This is a genomic window from Shewanella sp. AC91-MNA-CIBAN-0169 (assembly GCF_040310165.1).
Classification (GTDB): Bacteria; Pseudomonadota; Gammaproteobacteria; order Enterobacterales; family Shewanellaceae; genus Shewanella.
Genome location: NZ_JBEOPM010000001.1, coordinates 392,790 through 412,868 on the forward strand (window position 1 = coordinate 392,790; position 20,079 = coordinate 412,868).

At 41.7% G+C, this 20,079-nt stretch carries 13 protein-coding genes; 4 read left to right on the forward strand and 9 right to left on the reverse strand.

Going from position 1 to position 20,079, the window contains the following annotated elements:
- Positions 1-48 precede the first annotated feature (48 nt).
- Positions 49-2,697 (reverse strand): [protein-PII] uridylyltransferase, encoded by a 2,649-nt coding sequence (gene glnD / locus AAEY98_RS01665; RefSeq protein WP_101085833.1) that lies wholly within the window; start codon positions 2,695-2,697, stop codon positions 49-51.
- An 81-nt stretch (positions 2,698-2,778) separates the two neighbouring features.
- Between glnD and AAEY98_RS01670 the strand changes: the two genes are divergently transcribed.
- The 3 genes from AAEY98_RS01670 to AAEY98_RS01680 all read left to right on the forward strand — a co-directional run bounded on the left by AAEY98_RS01670 (position 2,779) and on the right by AAEY98_RS01680 (position 7,246).
- A complete protein-coding gene (locus tag AAEY98_RS01670; protein ID WP_351014690.1) occupies positions 2,779-3,492 on the forward strand; it encodes a 16S rRNA pseudouridine(516) synthase in 714 nt (237 codons plus the stop codon).
- A 64-nt stretch (positions 3,493-3,556) separates the two neighbouring features.
- The gene (locus AAEY98_RS01675; protein WP_351014692.1) at positions 3,557-4,513 is read left to right on the forward strand and encodes a LysR family transcriptional regulator; all 957 of its coding nucleotides are present in this window, start codon (positions 3,557-3,559) and stop codon (positions 4,511-4,513) included.
- A gap of 336 nt (positions 4,514-4,849) precedes the next feature.
- Entirely contained in the window at positions 4,850-7,246 is a 2,397-nt protein-coding gene (locus AAEY98_RS01680) for an OmcA/MtrC family decaheme c-type cytochrome (protein ID WP_351014693.1), read from the forward strand.
- Between the two features lie 621 nt (positions 7,247-7,867).
- Here AAEY98_RS01680 and AAEY98_RS01685 read toward each other — a convergent pair.
- The 7 genes from AAEY98_RS01685 to punC form a co-directional block, all read right to left on the reverse strand.
- Entirely contained in the window at positions 7,868-9,403 is a 1,536-nt protein-coding gene (locus AAEY98_RS01685; protein ID WP_162022493.1) for an MFS transporter, read from the reverse strand.
- Positions 9,404-9,685: 282 nt separating this feature from the next.
- Positions 9,686-10,024 carry a PBPRA1643 family SWIM/SEC-C metal-binding motif protein gene (locus AAEY98_RS01690; RefSeq protein WP_011636389.1) on the reverse strand — a complete coding sequence of 113 codons (339 nt, stop codon included), beginning with the start codon at positions 10,022-10,024 and terminating at the stop codon, positions 9,686-9,688.
- A 219-nt stretch (positions 10,025-10,243) separates the two neighbouring features.
- Positions 10,244-13,150: a valine--tRNA ligase gene (locus tag AAEY98_RS01695; RefSeq protein WP_351014695.1), complete on the reverse strand. Its 2,907-nt coding sequence runs from the start codon at positions 13,148-13,150 to the stop codon at positions 10,244-10,246.
- 33 nt (positions 13,151-13,183) lie between these two features.
- On the reverse strand, positions 13,184-13,633 hold the full coding sequence (locus AAEY98_RS01700; RefSeq protein ID WP_011636391.1) for a DNA polymerase III subunit chi: 450 nt from the start codon (positions 13,631-13,633) through the stop codon (positions 13,184-13,186).
- Positions 13,634-14,099: 466 nt separating this feature from the next.
- Positions 14,100-14,798, reverse strand: coding sequence for a hypothetical protein (locus AAEY98_RS01705; RefSeq protein ID WP_351014697.1), 699 nt, complete (start codon positions 14,796-14,798; stop codon positions 14,100-14,102).
- Between the two features lie 234 nt (positions 14,799-15,032).
- Positions 15,033-15,815: a substrate-binding periplasmic protein gene (locus tag AAEY98_RS01710; protein WP_182744837.1), complete on the reverse strand. Its 783-nt coding sequence runs from the start codon at positions 15,813-15,815 to the stop codon at positions 15,033-15,035.
- Between the two features lie 190 nt (positions 15,816-16,005).
- Positions 16,006-17,289, reverse strand: a complete 1,284-nt coding sequence (gene punC / locus AAEY98_RS01715; protein ID WP_351014699.1) for a purine nucleoside transporter PunC — start codon at positions 17,287-17,289, stop codon at positions 16,006-16,008.
- 210 nt (positions 17,290-17,499) lie between these two features.
- Between punC and punR the strand changes: the two genes are divergently transcribed.
- Positions 17,500-18,402: a DNA-binding transcriptional activator PunR gene (gene punR / locus AAEY98_RS01720; RefSeq protein WP_351014701.1), complete on the forward strand. Its 903-nt coding sequence runs from the start codon at positions 17,500-17,502 to the stop codon at positions 18,400-18,402.
- 110 nt (positions 18,403-18,512) lie between these two features.
- Here punR and pepA read toward each other — a convergent pair whose 3' ends face one another.
- Positions 18,513-20,021: a leucyl aminopeptidase gene (pepA, locus tag AAEY98_RS01725; protein ID WP_182771658.1), complete on the reverse strand. Its 1,509-nt coding sequence runs from the start codon at positions 20,019-20,021 to the stop codon at positions 18,513-18,515.
- Positions 20,022-20,079: the final 58 nt, after the last annotated feature.

The following is a 20,079-nucleotide window of genomic DNA, read 5'->3' on the forward strand; positions in this document are numbered from 1 at the left end:
CATTCACACATGGCTCATTTGTATCAACAACACTGACTGATTAGGCCGTTATTCGTCTGTGGTGATAGCTTGCATTAATGTTGCCGACAATTGCTGCTGTTGTTCAGGGGTTAACTGCTGATCGTCTTTATTGGATAATAAAAATACATTGTCTGCGCGTTCGCCGACCGTACTGATGGTGGCCGAATGAATATTCAAATCCAATTCCCTGAATGCACTGGCAATTTGTTCCATAAACTCACTGGTGTCTAATGCTGACACATTGACTAAGCTACGGGTCGATTTACGTGAATGCAAAAATTCGATATTAGGCTGATTATCGAAACTCTGATGTCGCCTCGACTGGCGTTTTTTCGGTAAATTAATACCTTTATCCAGCACCTGATGTAACTTGTTGATGACTTGTTCACGACGCTGTGCACTGGTAATTGGCTTTTCATCAAAATCGAGTACTTTAAATGACTCAACCACATAACCGTCTTTAGTTCGGGCTATTTGTGCCTGTTTCACCGAAATACGTAATGTCGCTAATGTATTGAATAATTTTACAAACAATCCGTGTCTGTCTTTGGTGTAAACAAACACGTCACTGCAACCTTTTACCACGACATCGTCGAGTAAAATTAGCGTGTTGTATTGATTGTCTGTTACAGGCGTAAGATCGTGGTTAATCATCGCTTGGGTGTATCTGGCGATATCATCCGCTTCGGCATTACTGAAAAAGGCGATAGGTAAACGACGCCATAATTTTTTGATATCGTCACTGCTATCGTCATCTGTGGCTAATAAATTCAGTGCTTCTTGCTTGTGTTCCCGTACCAAAGTACGCAGTTGCAGAATATTTTCAAAACCATTGCGCAGTGCTTTACGAGTAACAAAATACAAATCTTTTAATAGTGACGCTTTCCAGTCATTCCACAGATCATCATTGGTTGCCTGAATGTCGGCAATGGTCAGGCAGTACAGGGCATCTAAACGGGTTAAGGTACCTACTTTTTTGGCAAAAGCATTCACGACATCAGGATCATAAATATCCATGCGTTGTGAAGTAATAGACATTAACAAATGATTTTCTACTAGCCAGCAAATCAGTTTCTCTTGTGACACTTTTAAGCCATGAAACTTAGCAAATAAATTGGCATCAACAGCACCGAGTTTACTATGGTCACCGCCACGGCCTTTGGCTAAATCATGAAACAATGCAGCAAATAACAGCGTCGACTTATTAGACATTTTTTGATAAATATCAGCGGCTAATGCCAGATCTTTATCCAACGTCTTGATGTCGTTTCCGTAGAGATATATATTTTTAAGCACCTTGTGGGTGTGCTCATCGACTGTATAGGCATGGAATAAGTCAAACTGCATCTGGCCAACAACTTCACGCCATTGCGGTAAATAAGAGGCTAGAATACCATGTTGATGCATCAAGGTTATGGCGAGTCCCATGCCTTGAGGGTGAACAAATATCGCTTTAAATTGCTCTCGACAACGCTGGAAATCTTGTAAATCACCCATTAAACGACGTCTTACTTGGCGTAAAGATCGTAAGGTTTCTGCGGTAATACCGATTATTTTGTCGTGATGAATCGCGATAAACTCAAATAACGCCATAATTTGGGTGCGATCGATAAATACGGTTTCGTCGCGAACGTGAATGTACTTATCAACTATTTCAAAATTATCGTTAATCGCGATTATTTGTGGATTGAGCTCTGGAATAATTTCTCGTTGGAAATACGCCATTAAAATTTTGTTTAACTCGCTGATGCGCTTCATGGCGCGAAATAATTGACGCATCATTTTTTCAATAGCAATATTGCCGCTTTCACCGATGGGCATACCATCACCAAAACCCATTAATTTAGCCACTTCAGCTTGGTATTGCAGTAATAAACGATTTTCAGAACGTTGGGCTGCTTGATGTAAGGCAAAGCGCACTCTAAATAAAAAGTGTTGGCACTCCATTAATTCAGCATATTCGTCATTAGTTAAAAAACCAAAGCGACGTAGTGATTGCATATTGGCAACGCCGAAATGTTTGCGAGCAACCCAGGTAAGGGTTTGAATATCACGCATACCACCTGGGCTGGTTTTAAGATTGGGTTCAATACTGTATGAGGTGCCTTGCGCTTTCGCATGGCGTTCTTGTTGTTCGCTGAGTTTGGCATTAAAAAACGCTTGGCTTTGCCATAAATCCTGGCCGTACAGTGCATTCAACACTTGCTGTTGGTGCTGACTATTACCGAATAAATGACGAATTTCCAGTAAACTGGTTGCAATGGTTACGTCATCCTTACACGCTTGGAATGTGTCAGTTAAACTGCGTACAGCGTGACCTAAATCGAGATTAAGATCCCAAAGTTGAGTCAGAAATTGGCTTACAGAAGCAGCTTCCGTAGGCGTTAATGGACCATCGTGAATAACGCAGATGTCGATATCAGAGAAAGGATGTAAGGTTTGCCGGCCGTAACCCCCAACTGCATTGAGCGAGATACGCGCGGGATCTAATTCGAAGGGTTGCCAAAGTTGGCATAATAGCGCATCGAAAAAATGTGATCGCTTATTCAAGGTGTCATTAATTGCACTTTGAAAAATGTTATCTTGTAAATATTGATCCAGTGACTTAATCGCCTGTTTTAATTCAGCGCTGGTCATATCTGGGCGCAAATCTGTACTAGCAGGTTGCGAAAGCATGTTACTCCTTAATGTTTTTGCCTTTTAACAGAATAAGGTATTCTTAAACAAATTGGTATCATTCTATATTGGTGAAGTTTTATGGTGTCTAAACGAGGTCGACTGGACCAATTTATTGCTGGTACGTTACAAATCCCCAAAAAAGCGGTTCGGCTATTGTTAGTCACCAATAAAGTGCTTGTCGATGGCCAGTTTGCTAAGTCACCAGACTTACAAATTGATGAGTTTACTCATATTGAATGTAATGGTGTGGTGCTGCGTCAATATCAAAAACAGTACTATATGCTTAATAAACCTGATGGGGTAGTAAGTGCAACCATTGATGATAAACACGCTACGGCATTAGGATTAATAACTGGCGTCAACACTGATATGTTACATATTGCCGGTAGATTAGATTTACATTCTACCGGGTTATTATTATTAACCAACAACGCTAAATGGTCCGAAGCATTAATGTCGCCGCAGCATAAAGTCGACAAACAGTATCTGGTAACCTTAGCTAATCCGCTAGAGCAAGGGTATGTAGAGGCATTCGCCAAAGGGATGTATTTTGAATTTGAAGACATCACCACATTGCCGGCACAACTCACGGTATTATCGAGTCATCAAGCTCGGGTGGTGTTGCGTGAAGGTAAGTACCATCAAATTAAGCGAATGTTTGGTCGTTTTAGAAATCCGGTGGTGGCGCTACATCGTGAATCTATTGGTGAAATCGTGCTTGATAGCCAGTTAGCGTTGGGTGAATTTCGTTCATTAACAAAAGCTGAAGTTGATAGCATTTTTCAGCACTAGATCAATTTTTTTTATTTGGATACATGTTAATTTAATCGCCTCATTACAGCAGATTAGGTGATATGTGGATATTCAAGCACTGAAAAAAGTCAGCGAATTAGATGTATTTAGTTTGTTAGTGTTTAAGCTCATTTACGAAACCGGCTTTGCTAATTTTGCAGCCAAAGAGCTTGCTGTATCCGCGCCAAAAATTAGTCGATGTTTAACATCATTAAGGGCTATTTTTAATGACGAATTATTTTTTCGTCGCCAACAAGGGCTAAAACCGACCCCATTAGCTGAACGTTTGTACCAGCCTGTATGCCAATTGTGTGACATGGTGAGCCAAATTGAGCGAGTGGCAGACGACCGCTTAAATCACCATCAAACACCGATTTTACATATTGCAGTATCGCCGAGCATTATTACCAGTGTAGCCATTGCGTTAAGTAAGCTTCCGCGTGATGTTATCGGCAAAGTTAAACTTCACAGTTGGCAAGCTGACACGGAAGAGCAGATTTACAATGGCGAACTCGATTTTGGTATTGGCTTTGAAACTCAAGATGCTCATGGTTTAGAGGCTTATCCTATTGCCAATGTGACGTCTTTATGCGTTGTAGGTAATATTAACCATTCATTTTGGGGTAGTGTTGAGAACATCAAGTTAGAAGATATTATTCAACACCCTGTGGTGTATTTACGCTGTAAAGGCTTTAACAATCGTATTGATCCTTTAGAGTTATATTGTCAAACCCATGGTTTGCTACTAGAAGATATTGAGTGCGCAAGAAAACTCGAAGATTGGTATTGGCACATACTGACCATGGACAGCTTAGCCATTACGATTTGTAATGAAGGTTCGTTTGCGCAACAAATTCCTCAATTACGAGTAGAAAAACTTCCACATGATGAATTTAATAAGCTCAATAGCGTGATGGCTATGCCAAGTTATTGTTTAATTGAGCGAGCAGAACACTACCGCCGTTATTCGTCAAATGTTAAGGAAGTGATAATCAATATCATTAAGTCATTACTAGTGTGAAGATTGGTAACATTTTTTGATGAGATTCAGAACACTTAATGTTGTGGTCTGAATCTTTTTTATTGCCACAACCTCACCAAGCACACTGATTTTATTGTTATTTATTTGTCACCCACTATTTTTTACATTATCGAAACACATTTAATACCTCTTTAGGGTTACTTAATCTGAAACTGACGGTTTCATTTTTGTGTATACCTAAAACTAAAACTATCGATTACTGTTAACGAATTTGTAACCAAACCTCACAGGTTTACCACTGTAGACGGGTGTTTTGTTCTATTTCCTTATATTTTAGATGCGTAAAACCTACAAATTTAAATCGGGGGATTTAAAATGAAAAAATATAATAGAACATTACTTGCTGCAGCGTTTATTGCAGCGTTAGGTGTGACCGGTTGTGGTTCTGACGGCAGTGATGGTGCTGACGGAGCTGCTGGTGCCGCGGGTACAGATGGAACACCTGGCACGCCTGGTACTCCAGCTGGTTCGGTTGTTACAACAGTTGAAAATGCCTATGACTTTACCTTAACACTGGCTCCTACGGATATCGTCGTAGTAGGTGCTGATCCATTTAACGTTAAATTTACTGTAACAGGTAAAGGAAGTGGCGGAGCGGACGTTCCATACACTGGGCTTGATAAAGTTGCGTTATACGTGACCAGTCAATCAGCTAATGCTACTGACACTGGCGCACCAATGTTGTGGACAAACCATGCACTTGCCAATGATTTTGGTAGCAGCATGTACTGTAACTTAACCGGTAGCACTACAGCGCGTGATGGTTCTGTGGTAAATGCATGTACGTTAACAGAAGATACTGCTAATCCTGGTACTTATACTGGTACTTGGGCACATGATGGTAATGCGCCTGTGGTATTAGCAAGTGGTGATGCAAACGATTTAGTCCGTGTGTTTATTCGTGCCTATGACGTTACGATGGCTGATGGTACAGCAGTAAGTGATAAGATTTTATCAACTCCAGTAGATTTTATTCCTGCTACTGGCGAACTTGCTGTTTCTGCAAAAGATGCTGTGTCTAGTGCAGCATGTATTAGATGTCATAGCCCAATGGAAGGTTACGCTGATACTGATATGCGTATTGCCAACATTGGTGCTCATCATAATTACCAAAAAGTTGAAAATTGTGTAGCTTGTCATAATCCTGCTTATGCTGGTGGACAAGACGATCCTGAAGTTGGTTTTAACGTTAACTTCAATGCCATGATCCATACCATTCATGCTGGTCATCATATTGCTGACAAGTTGACTGGTGAAGCCAAAGAAATGTTTGGTGGAGTTGGATTTCCTGCTGAGTTAAATGAATGTACTGTTTGTCATGATAATGGCACACAGTGGAACGATAATGTCTATGCTGAAGCCTGTTTATCATGTCACGTTGATGTTGATTTAACGACTGGTGTTAACCACAGAGGTATCGTTCCTGCTAGTGACGCTGTTTGTTCTGGTTGTCATGGCGCAGGTAGTTTAAGCCCAATCGAAGCTCACAGTGTTGATCGCCGTGCCGCCTTTGAAAATGGTTTGGTACTAGAGGTTGCTTCTGCTGAAGTCGCGTCAGACGTATTAACTGTCATCATTGATGTTAAATTAAATGGTGTGGTTGCGGCTGATGGTACTGATTTAACTCAGTACTTAAACAAAGCTAAATCAGGTGATGATATTTTAATCGGTACACTTGATGGCAATGGCGATTATGTGCGTGGATTAAGTATCAATACAGCTTCTAATCCAGAAATGTTTGTGGTTCAAAGTGGCAAGTTAACCTTAACTAAAGCACTTACACCTAATCAGTTAGACGGCCAAATACTTTCAGTTACTTCAGAAATGAATATGTGTGGTAATACAACGACCGATATGGTTGTTGTTAATACCAAACTAGCTGAAGGTGCAGGAACCGATACTGGTGCTTGTGATGTACCTGTTCCAGCTAACATCGTCACTAAGTACTTTATGTTTGATGCAGTTGCGGCTAAAGGCGTATTAACTGAGGACAATCTACGTTTCGTTAGTCCTGAGTTGACAGCTTATACCTCACCTACACAGGCTGGTAACGACCGTACAACAGCTGACGAAGCTAAATGTAATGCTTGTCATGACAACTTGTCTCACGTTAAATCACCTAACCATGGTGTGACTAACTTTACACAATGTGCTGATTGTCATAACAACAACTATGCAGGTTCTTACCATGCAGATGTTTACAAGCAAGCTGGTGTAGATGCTGATGGCGAACCTACGTTTGAAGTTGTTGAAGGGTTAACTTATAACAACCGTGATCTAGTGACCGTAGCACATCGCTTCCACAGTGGTTTGTTTGCAGGTAGCACAGGTGCTGGCATTTACTTAGGTACAGATGGTGAAACTTGGGTTAACTATCCTGCAACTAAAACAAATTGCCAAGCTTGTCATAAAGATGCGAATGCTGCAGGGGATGCTATGCCATTCTTCTCTGGCACTGGTACGTTAACATCTGGCAGAACTGCAATTGCAATCAGTGGTGGCGAATTTATTTCTCCTGTCGCTGAAGCATGTCGTAGTTGTCACGCTCACTCTGGTGCTGCTGCTCTAGCTCACTTCAAGAGTAATGGTGCGACAGTTGCTGGTGATAGCGTAATGTCTGCTGCCGGTGTACCAATTGAGTCTTGCGCAACTTGTCATGCTGAAGGTAAAACTTACGGTCTTGATAAAGTTCACTCTGGTGCAGCGCACTAAATATCTAGATAACTTCTTAATCATCACTTAAGAAAGTAAGTAAGAGGGAGGCAGCAATGCCTCCCTTTTTTTATTCATTTGACATTAAGTGAATACGCACTGAATGATCATCCGTTACCAGTCTAGCCCTCGAAAAAAGATAGCGTTTTGCATCATTTATTACCCAACCTAATCAAATCTGCTCAATCCAGCCAATGCAAATAACTTGAGTTGTTGCAATTTAATTGAAGCTAATCACATATTAAAGTCAACTGAATCATCTAATGCGGTGGCATTTTATCCACAACAAACTATGGTTTAATTATTCCGACACATCGACGTGTAACTCATTGATGCTGAGGTATTCGGCTGTAGTGTGGCACGTGCAATTTGAGGAATATGATCTATCAATCGATATTGAACCGGATAAGTAATAAACAGGGTAAGTTAGTCGTACCGAGTTAATGAACAAGAAGCTATTGGGAGGGAAGTAAATAAGATACAAGTTAACGATTAGGACGATTTTATTACGATGCTATTAAAATTTATCGACTTATTTTTGGGGACAAACAAAAAGGAAGCATTGCAGCTTCCCTTTTATCAAACTGGTACTTTATGGTAAGTACTCTACAATTCGCTCAACTAAGCCACTTGTTGGCGCTGCATCCTTAATAGCCATTTTCCGTAGATGAAAATACCTACTGCAGAAATAATCCCAATGGCGGCGATAATATACCAAGCCATGCCGATATTGTTGGCTTGATATAAAGCTTGGGTTAATGCCTGTGGGTCTTGACCTGTGGTACTGACTAAGCGACTAAATGCTTCACCTTGAGGGATGTTAGCAATATCGGTTAAGTTCATACCATGTTCAGATAGCGCTTCACGGGCGATGCGTTCTTTTGACGCGTACATGTCATAAAGCTTAGGGCCGAAATAACCTTCTAACGTCCAACCTATGCCTTGAGGAAGCATGACAAAGCCTAAATACATGGCTTTTTTACCTTCAGGTGCGATGTTACCCATAAACTCGTTTTTCTTTGGGCTGATCATCATTTCGCCGACAGAGAACATGGCAATAGCCAATACAATCATCCAAGCCGCATTAAATGCACCGACCAAGGCAATGGCTAAAATACTCAATAAGCAACCGACAAACATGGTGGTGGTAATGCGATATTTAGCCGTAAGCGCAGCAACAATAAAGCAAGTGGTCATGATCATCCCCGCGTTGAGGTTAAGCATGCCCTCTGGCATCACTTTGGTACCGTCATTATTCAACCCTAGCCAAAACTGCAATATGCCGCTGCTGGTGCCTTCTGGGCCAAATAAGGAGGTGACAATGACGCTGGTATCAACCCATTCCGCAATGTGAATAGGCAGTACATCAAATAATGAGTTGTATAAAAACCAAAAACCGGCAAATACCAGCATGTAGTAAATCACCACAGGTTTCTTTAGTTCTCTTAAGGCATCCTTCCACAGTGCTTCTTGTGTGATTTCACCATTTTTCACTTGGCGTGCGCGCTCTAAGCGCTCAGCTTTGCCGGGCTCTTTGTAAGCCAATAAGAATAAAAAGTTAAACGAAATAATGGCTGCACAGGCGTAAAACACGTTATCCCAAGATAATTGACGCATATGTACCGCCACCAATGGACCTAAAAATCCACCGATGTTAACCACTTGGTAAAAAATGCCCCAAGCCATTGAAGTATTATTTCGGTTGGTTGACAGTACTAAAGTGCCTTGAATACCAGGTTTGAATACCCCTGTACCCATGGCTAGCAACATGGCGCCAGCGAGAAAACCCCAGAAGCTAGGGAAGAATGCCATGGTTAAATAACCACAGATTTTGATGATGGTAGAAACGAAAATGGTTTCTTTGTAACCGACACGGTCAGAAATTCCGCCAGTTAGCACTGGTACGAAGGTTTGTAGCAACGCCCACACGGATATAATAATACCGTAATCGCTTAAATTAATGCCCAGTCCGCCTTGTGATACTGGCGCTTTAGCGTATAAGCCAGCACTGGCTTTGACACCATAATAGGCAATGCGTTCTATTAGCTCCATACCACCGACAAGCCAAAATATATAGCCTAAACTGGTGATCGCGGCCCACATGCCTAACTGTTTTACTTCACTCAAATCATTGTCTGAGTGCGAATTAGTGCTCATAAGTCACCCTTTTATTTTATGGTCTGTTTCATTTTTATAACAAAGGCTGACACTTTACCTAAGTTCGTGATTAATACCAAACCCTATCCATAAGTGATCCGCCCAGAGTGCCGCTCATTTGTGAATTTGTGATGTGGTTACATAGGTAAGCCTCGACTGTTAAGTGTATACAACGTTAACGCTAACAATCTAAAGGCAATAAAAAAGCGGATCGTAAGATCCGCTTCAATATTTAATCATTGGCCCGTTAGTGACCAACGAGCCTAACGTTGGTATTTTGGTTTAAGCACCGCAACACTTTTTGTACTTTTTACCACTGCCGCAAGGGCAAGCATCATTGCGGTTTGGCTTAGCTTCAGAAGTAACCGCTTTGGGTTTATTCAATAAACCAGTTAAATCAACAATGTTTTCAGGCTTATCTGCATCAATAGTGATATTAGCAAAGAGTTGCTGTTCAGCGACCATAGCAGCCACTTCATGTTGGCGAGCTTCGGTTTGAACTGACAATATTAACGGTAACGCTTCCGTGCCCAGTTTGGCGGCACGTTTGGTGTTATAACCACTTTCACCATAAGCTGGCTTAGGGGTTCTACGACCTTTAAAAAAGTATTTATCAGACATGGTTTTGACCCATTAGATAGAATGATGATATTGGCCGAAGCTTATACACCAAAAATGTAAGTTGAGATATCAAAGTTTCAATTTTGAACCAAATAAACCTAATATTATCGCCATGGGTCACATCAACGAATATAAAAAACCAGCGAGTTATTCGCTGGTTTTTTTGAAGAGTGCTTTGTTAAACAAAGTAAACCTTAAGACAACAACTTATGGTTGCCGTTAAATCTTAGCTAATTCGACTTTTTGTTCGTTTAACTTTTCAATGTCACGAGTTAAATCGGTCATTTTAGCGCGTTCTTTATCAATTACCGCAGCAGGGGCTTTAGCCACAAAACCTTGATTAGATAATTTACCTTCAATACGGGCAATCTCTTGAGCAAGCTTTTCTAACTGTTTATCGATACGGGCCATTTCTGCGCCTACATCGATCAAACCTGCCATTGGGATTAATAGCTCCATATTGCCGACTAACTGAGTGCTCGACATTGGCGCCGTTTCACCTTCAGATAAAATGGTCATCGTTTCGAGTTTAGCCAAACTTGCAAAGAATGTTTGGTTTGCTTCAAGACGAATACGATCTTCGTAACTCACACCACGCAGTAACGCATTAAGCGGCTTTGATGGGGCAATATTAAGTTCAGCACGAATATTACGTACAGCCACAATCACTTGCTTAACCCATTCAAGATCGGCCATCGCGGTCGCATCAACTTGATCTGCTTGATAAGTTGGGAATGATGCTAGCATGATGGTATCGCCAGTTACGCCTGCTAACGGTTTGACACGTTGCCAAATCGTTTCAGTAATGTACGGCATAAATGGATGCATTAGACGCTGCATTTTTTCAAGCACATTGACCAAAGTGTGGCGAGTGCCGCGCATTTGCGCTTCAGTGCCATTTTGCATAACAGGCTTGGTTAATTCCAAATACCAGTCACAGAATTGATTCCAAGTGAACTCGTATAAGGTGTTAGCGGCTAAGTCGAAACGGAAAGCGGCCATGTGGTCTTCAACGGTTTTCACGGTTTGATTAAACAAACCAATGATCCAACGATCGGCTAACGACAATTCCATCGCACCTGGTTTGCCATCAACTAACAATTGACCGCAATCTAAAGGCTCGCCCGCTTCATCGCTATCAGGATCCGTCTGCACTTCAGTGTTCATTAACACGTAACGTGACGCATTCCATAACTTGTTACAGAAACTGCGGTAACCATCAAGACGTTTCATGTCCCAGTTGATGTCGCGGCCAGTTGATGCCATTGCTGCTAAGGTAAAGCGCAGAGCATCAGTACCATGAGCTTCAATGCCGTCGGCAAATTCTTTACGGGTACTCTTTTCAATCTTCGCGGCAAGTTGCGGCTGCATCATGTTGCCAGTGCGCTTTTCAACTAAGGTTTCAAGCTCGATACCGTCAATCATGTCTAATGGATCAAGTACGTTACCTTTAGACTTTGACATTTTATTGCCGACTTCGTCACGGATAAGACCGGTAACGTAAACGGTTTTAAAAGGCACTTGTGGCTTGCCGTTTTCATCTTTAATGAAATGCATGGTCATCATGATCATGCGGGCAACCCAGAAGAAGATGATGTCAAAACCGGTAACCAAAACGTCGGTTGGGTGGAAGGTTTTTAAATCTTCTAAATTGTCTGGCCAACCTAAAGTTGAGAATGTCCATAATGCTGAGCTGAACCAAGTGTCTAATACGTCATCGTCTTGACGTAGTACCACAGAGTCAGCAAATTGATGTTTAGCGCGCACTTCTGCTTCGTTACGACCAACGTAGACTTTGCCGTTTTCGTCGTACCAAGCTGGAATACGGTGTCCCCACCATAACTGGCGCGAAATACACCAGTCTTTAATATCGCGCATCCATGAGAAGTACATGTTTTCGTATTGCTGCGGTACAAACTTAATTTCGCCAGTTTCTACTGCTTCAATGGCTGTTTTAGCCATTGACTGCACAGCCACGTACCATTGGTCGGTTAGTAATGGTTCAATCACCACACCAGAGCGATCGCCATAAGGTACTTTTAAGCCGTGCGGAGCGACCTTTTCAAGTAGACCTAAGCTGTCAAATTCAGCCACGATAGCATCACGGGCTTTAAAGCGATCGAGGCCAACATAACGCTCTGGCAAGGCCATCTCGACGCCTTTGTTTGGGGTGCCATCAGTATTAATCACTTCAACAAAACTGCGTACGGCGGCATCTAAGGTGAAGATGTTGTACATAGGCAGTTGATGACGTTTACCGACTTCATAGTCGTTAAAGTCATGGGCTGGAGTGATTTTTACACAACCGGTTCCAAACTCCATGTCGACATAATCGTCGGCAACAATCGGCACTAAACGGTTAACGATAGGCAATAGAATGAATTTACCAATTAATGACTGGTAACGTTCATCATCTGGATGTACGGCTACTGCGCTGTCACCTAACATGGTTTCTGGGCGCGTAGTGGCCACTTCTAGGTAATCTTTACCGTCGGCTGTTAATGCGCCTTGGGCCAAAGGATAGCGGAAGTGCCACATGTGGCCTTGCTTCTCTTTGTTTTCAACTTCAAGGTCTGAAATGGCGGTGTGTAGCTTTGGATCCCAGTTAACTAGGCGCTTACCACGATAAATGAGCTCATCATCGTATAGACGAACAAACACTTCTTGAACCGCTTTTGATAAGCCTTCATCCATAGTGAAACGTTCGCGATCCCAATCAACCGATGCGCCCATGCGGCGAAGCTGTTTGGTAATCGTGCCACCAGATTGTTCTTTCCAGTCCCACACTTTATCAATAAAGGCGTCACGGCCTAAATCATGGCGAGTTTTACCTTCTTCGGCTTCAAGCTTACGCTCAACCAACATTTGAGTCGCAATACCCGCGTGGTCGGTGCCGACTTGCCATAAGGTATTTTTACCTTTCATCCGCTCAAAGCGGGTAAGGGTATCCATGATGGTGTCTTGGAAGGCATGACCCATGTGCAAGCTACCGGTTACATTCGGTGGCGGGATCATGATGCAGTAATTGCCTTTTGATTCATCACCATGCGGCTTGAAGTAACCTTGCTCTTCCCAGTTTTGGTAAAGGGCTTGTTCGATAGACTTTGGGTTGTAAGTTTTTTCCATAGGAGCGTTATGTTCTCTATCTAAATTAAGTGTTTATTCAGCTAATGCTTGAGTGCTGGGCGTAATGCCTACATTCTGATATTGACGGTAGCGATTGCGAGCAATGCGCTTAAGTTCGTCATCATTAGCGACAAAATCGATAATATGGGGCAAGTTTACCGCAAAACTGGGCATTTGGTCTGCAAGATTAATCAGAACTTGGCGACTTTTATTTGGCCCTAAGGTATCAAAACCTATTTCCACAGGTGCACCTGTTACTGGGCCTTCACCTTTTAAGTTGTGTGGTACAAAGGCGTTTGGCTCAAATTGCCACAGTAATTCGTCAATGGCATAAGCTTGCTGTTTGTCTTTGCAGTGAATGTAGACGGTTTTTTGTTGACGATATTGTTGTTCAGCTAACCTGCAAGCAGCTAAATAGAGCGCATCTAATGCACTCATTTGATTATGATTATCAGGCATAAGGTAAAACAAGGCTTGAGTCATGTGGTGATGCTTATAACAGGTTAATAAGTTGTGCTCGAGTTTACACTAAAATCGTCTGCGGGTTAATGGCCTCGTGATGCGATATTCATATGACGTTGGAATAGATTAATATCCCTAGCGTCAGTTTAATACTGCTAATTAATCCTAAATATATCGCGATCATAATGGATTTTCTACGCCGTTCAGGCAGAAGTTCTATAATTGTAGGATGGCGGTCTGACTGCTGAGTAGGGGTTAAACTGGATCGCCACAATAAAAACCAAATGATGGTTAAGTTGTATGGCGTGTTGTTTATAAGGATTTGTTGCTTTCGCCATGGGCTTAACAGCAGTAGTCGACTATAAACCTGTTGCTGATTTATGGATAAGCTAAAACGGGTGGTGACACGATTGTAATAGACATCTATTTTCTGATTATCAATTAAATGTGTTTTGTGTTGTTTGGGTTCAAATCGCATTGGTTTGCCTTAACGGATTAACTCACATTTTACATGAGTAGGACTAGTCCCTTTGGTGCACTCTTTTAAAGCTCTGCGTTGTGCTTTTAACATTGAGTCATAACCATAACCATAACCGTATCCATATCTAACATTACCCATATCGTTAACCGATACAGCCAGTGCTTTATGGTTTTTAAAGCCTTCATACTTGATTAACACATCAATAAGTTTCTGATCATTTGTCACAAACTGACACGCTTTAGGTTGCGGCGTTTGTTCACAGGCTAATGGGTAATGGTCAAATACAGGGTAGGAAATATCGATACTGTCAAACCAAGAGGACCAAGTCGTTTCTTGAGTCTCAATTACGATATCAGCTGGAATATGAATTTGCAGTTGTTGGTCGTCAGAATCTTGTTGTCCTAACCAGACTAAGTTGAGTTTATTATCGTTAGGATGGTCATTGGCAACGAACACGTCGCCAGCACAATTGTCACACAGTTGCTCGTCAGCTTTTATGATTGATATTTGAGTTGAGTAGCCAGAAGCGCCACCGCAACTTCTTTCAAAGATAACAGCCTTGTACATTTTATCTAATGAAAGTGATTCGGTGTAAACGTTATTACCGCACATGGAACTGAGTAGCCAGCCCAATAAAATAGCCATTAACCCAAAAAGCGCCAACGCGCTGACTATTGAAATGAGTATGACTTTCATCGCCTTCATCTGAACATTCCTTTCAGTGAGTTTTATTTCATTAAATTATACATTTAAGCTATTTTGGGTTTTATATTAAATTTGTTACTTACATGTAACAAGTTAATCATTGTTTATTCTTAGTCAGTTTGGTTTAGAGAGGATCTTTTGGGGATATTGCATTAAGCATATTTAGCGGATAACGAAAATTCGATAGTAAAAATTATCTATTGCAGTTGTTATGTATTGGAAATTAATGATCCGTTATCGCTTAGCAATATCGGTATCAGTTGGAAAATAATCTTGATAAATGGTCTGGTACATACCTGATGATTTTAACTCATCAAATGCTTGCTGCCATAGTGCAATAACCTCATCAGAAGTGTCGTTTGAAAATGCGATATACAAGGTAGAGTCGTATAACTTAATCGGGGTACGTTCTATTGAGTTGATATCGATATCGGCTGCTTTTGCCAAAAATGGCATCACTAGTTCGCTCATTGGCGCAACATCAACTCGGCCATAACTGAGCATTTTGAGCGATTGTAATTGGGATTTATCAGTACTGAGGTTAGTGAATCCTTGGGAATCCAAATAGGTGTGATCAGCATTACCCAGTACTACACCAACATTTCGGACACGTTTTAAGTCTTCTAAATATGCTAATGAGAGTCCGGAATTACGTTTTTGGTAAAAATACACTCCGCTGCTAATAATGGGACCTACCCATTTCATGTTTACTTCTCTTTCTGGCCTTTTAGCAATGACAAACAACGCAGTGTTTGGTTGTGATTTCAATATCTGAAATGCTCTATTAAAGGGATACATTTCAATGTTGGCTGTGTGCTGGGTATGTTGCATCATCGCTTGAACAATATCGATAGAAAAACCGCTTAAAAGATCATTGTCAAGATAACTAAATGGGGGTAAAGGATGGGTGATAAATCGAACTTGCGGATGGTCTTTTGCAAATAGCTCGCCCGTTGGCGTGAGTGCAAAGCAAACGCTGAGGAAGATGATATAAAGCGTTAAAGGCAAGCGTTTCATTTATTGGTTTGCCAACGCTAATGACATTATCAAGCGGTTGTGTTGCGTCATTCAACCCATTCCTTGTGATTGTTAATTTGATGATTAATTAGAACATTAAATTGTTCAATAAATAACCTAGCATATGATGAAGTTATAGACAAATTTATAACCTCATCATATAAGGCGTTATTTTATCGCCAGACCACGGTTACTGGTCATTTTTAGTTGAGGCTTGAGATAATCTTGCTGGATCAGGAAAGGTAAAATTCTGATGTATTTGTGCCCAAGAATCATGGCTTTTAATTATGTGGCCAACGGCAACCAATACTGAACAGGCCAGAATTCCCCAACCAATAGCGTTATCACCCGCACTTGCCCAAATTGCCACCAGACTTGATGCCCCAAAAGAGATAGTAATCTGCAAAAAGTTTTGTAATCCTGCAGCTTTAGCCGCGTTATTGCTGAACTCTTGCAGAGCATTATTGACCACAATAGGATAAATAGCGCCATTGCTTCCTGCTAGCAAAGAGAATGCAATGAGCAGTGGCAATATTGTTTCTGTATCGAGGATCACACTGGAGGTGAAAATGGCCGCAACACACAAACCAAACAATATCAGTAAACAGTTTAGGCTGCCTTTGGTGCCAAATTTGCGGATCAGTAATTTACTTGAGTAGCCACCGACAATAAACATGATGGTTTGGGGAATAAAACTTAAACCAATTTCTGTCGCGGCGTAACCATACTGCTCCATCACTGCAGGCCACAACGTTAAGTAAGCAAAAAAAGCCCCAGAACACGCACCAAAAATTACTACATTACCTAGATATTGGGTATTGGTCAGTAGTTGCTTATAGCGGATATGAGTTTTGCTTTTGTGTACGCTAGCTTTTTCTTTTGGCACAAAAAAATACGTCATGGCAATGAGTAATACTGCAATGATACATAAGCTAATAAACACCGCACGCCAACCAAAACTATTCAGTATTAGTGCGCCAGCAATGGGCGCTAATGCTGGAGACAATGCCACTAAAGGCATAATATTAGAGAAAATATTTTGAGCTTTATCGGCTGGGTATTGTTCTATCACAATCGCTTGCCAAATAACGGCTGCACTGCAAGCACCAATGGCTTGGAAGAAGCGGGCAATATTCATCATCAACATGCTGTCACTGAACGCAATGAGTGCACTTGCCAGCATAAACAGGCTTAGACCCGCAAACAGTGAATTCCGTTTACCTATTTTATGCACTAACGGCCCATACAATAACTGTCCGATAGCGAGGCCAGCCAAAAAGCTGGTTAACGAGATGGCCACTTCTGAGGTACTTGCATTAAAAGTCCCTTCAATAGATTTGAATGATGGCAGGTACATGTCGGTAGCGACAAAACCTAACATACTCAGTAAGGCTAAATAAAACAGAAACAAATAGAATGTTATATTTGTTTGTTTTGTGTTGATTAATATATTGTTATTGTTCAAATTAGGCATATCTATTTTCGTCAGTTCAATAAAGGCCGCTAGCTTAATGGTTTACTAAATTAGCTGGAAACGTTTATTTTTGACAGTTGCTATCAAAAGTATTGATACCAAGATGTAATTAAAGGATCCTAGGGGGTATGGCTTAAGTTCAATATGAAACCTCGAATGCGTTATTCATCTTGTGCTGTTACCGTACATTTTCTAACGAGTTAAATTGATATGCTTTCACAGCAAGTTTTTGAGCTAATAGACGTTGTCGCCCAAACGGGCAGTTTTACCGCAGCTGCGAAAAAATTGCACAAAGTACCGTCAGCGATAAGTTATTCAGTCAAACAAATTGAAACTGAACTGGGAGTCGAGTTATTTACTCGCCATCATCGCAGTGTCAGCTTAACCCCAGCAGGAAGGCATTTCGCTGTCAAAGCTCGTCAGTTTCTTAACGAAATGGAGTTAATGAAACGAGACACCCAACGAGTGGCTAATGGCTGGAAGCCTATGCTCTCTATTGCATTGGATAATATTGTGAGAACGGATAGCGTTCATGCGTTAATTGCAGATTTTTATAGACAGTTTCAAGATGTTGAGCTGATTATTCGGATTGAAGTATTTAATGGCGTATGGGAAGCGCTTGCCGCAGGAAGAAGTGATATTGCCATTGGTGCGACAACCGCAAATCCAGTCGGTGGGGCATTTAAATTCACTAATATGGGCAATATTGATTGGCTGTTTGTGGTCAGCCCTGATCATCCATTGGCAAATATTATGGGTCCACTTCATGATGATGAGTTACGTGTTTTTCCGTCTATTTGTCTTGAAGATACCTCTCGTGATATTCCTAAACGGATTACGTGGTTGTTAAACAGTCAACGACGCTTAGTGGTGCCCGACTGGCACAGTGCTATTAACTGTTTTGTCGAAGGTTTAGGGATAGGCTACATGCCGCAGCATTTGGCTGGACCGTTAATTGAGTCAGGTAAGTTAGTCTGTAAAACGCTCCATAGAGTTAAACAACCTAGCGCCTGCTGTTTGGCGTGGAATGATGAACAAATGTCACCCGCGCTGGCTTGGGTATTGGATTATTTAGGCGATGAAGAGCAGTTACATCGTCAATGGTTAGCCTAGTACAGATGGTTTTGAGAGTTTACTTTACAGGTTAATGTATTGACGTCTTCCACAATAAAAAAAGGGTAAAGCCTTAAGCTTTACCCTTTAATATGCGCCAAAGTTAATACTTATTCGCTAATTTCAACACCAGCACGATTAATTAAGAACTGGCTTAAAATGGGTACCGGACGACCAGTAGAGCCTTTGTTTGCACCGCTGTTCCAAGCTGTACCTGCGACATCTAAATGCGCCCAGTTGTACTTTTTAGTAAAGCGAGACAAGAAACACGCTGCAGTAATCGAACCAGCCGGACGACCACCTAAGTTAGTCATGTCAGCAAATGGGCTGTCTAGCATGTCTTGGTATTCATCCCATAACGGCATGCGCCATGCGCGGTCACCACTTTGCTCACCAGCATTTAGCATTTCGTGTGCAAGCGGGTTATGCGAACTGAATAAACCAGAAGCGTGCTTACCTAATGCAATAACACAAGCACCGGTTAAGGTAGCGGTATCAATCACTAATTCAGGGTCAAAGCGTTCAACGTAGGTTAATACATCACATAACACTAAACGACCTTCGGCATCGGTATTCAGCACTTCAACCGTTTGGCCCGACATAGTGGTTAAAATGTCGCCTGGACGATATGCGTTACCAGCAGGCATGTTTTCACAACCAGCTAATACACCAATAACGTTGATAGGCAATTTCATTTCACACAATGCTTTCATGGTGCCAATAACACCAGCAGCGCCACCCATGTCATATTTCATTTCATCCATGGCTTCGCCAGGTTTTAATGAAATCCCGCCAGAGTCAAAGGTTAACCCTTTACCGACAAGGACAATTGGCTTTTCAGTACTGTCAACGGCGCCCTGATATTCCATCACAGTCATGATAGATTCATTGGCACTAGCACGACCCACAGCAAGGTAAGAGTTCATGCCCAACTTGGCCATTTGCTCTTCGCCTATCGTCGTGACTTTAAGGTTTTCATACACTTCAGCCATTTGACGCGCTTGAGATGCCAAATACGCAGGGTTACAAATGTTAGGCGGCATGTTGGCCACGTCACGACATAAATGCATACCAGCAGATACGGCAGTTCCGTGTTCAATTGCGCGCTCACCAATGGTGAGTTCACGGCGTGTAGGCACGTTGAATACCATTTTACGTAATGGACGACGAGTTTCGCCTTTACGGGTTTTTAATGCATCAAACGAATACAGACTATTTTGGGTGCTCTCAATGGCTTGGCGAACTTTCCAATAGGTGTCGCGGCCTTTGACATGCAGTTCAGTTAAGAAGCACACAGCTTCCATTGAACCGGTTTCATTTAGGGTACTGATGGTTTTTGTGATAATTTGTTTGTATTGGCGCTCGTCTAACTCACGCTCTTTGCCACAACCAACCAGTAAAACACGTTCGCTTAGTACGTTTGGTACGTGATGCAATAGCAACATTTGCCCTGGTTTACCTTCAAGGTCACCCCGACGAAGTAGGTTACTAATGTAACCTTCACTGATTTTATCCAATTGCTCTGCGATACCAGACAGACGGCGAGGTTCGTACACGCCGACAACGATACAGGCTGAACGTTGTTTTTCTGGGCTGCCGCTCTTTACGCTAAACTCCATGAGCACTCCTAGATTCTTAAAGACAAATTTTTATATTTATTAGATAATGTTTGCATTA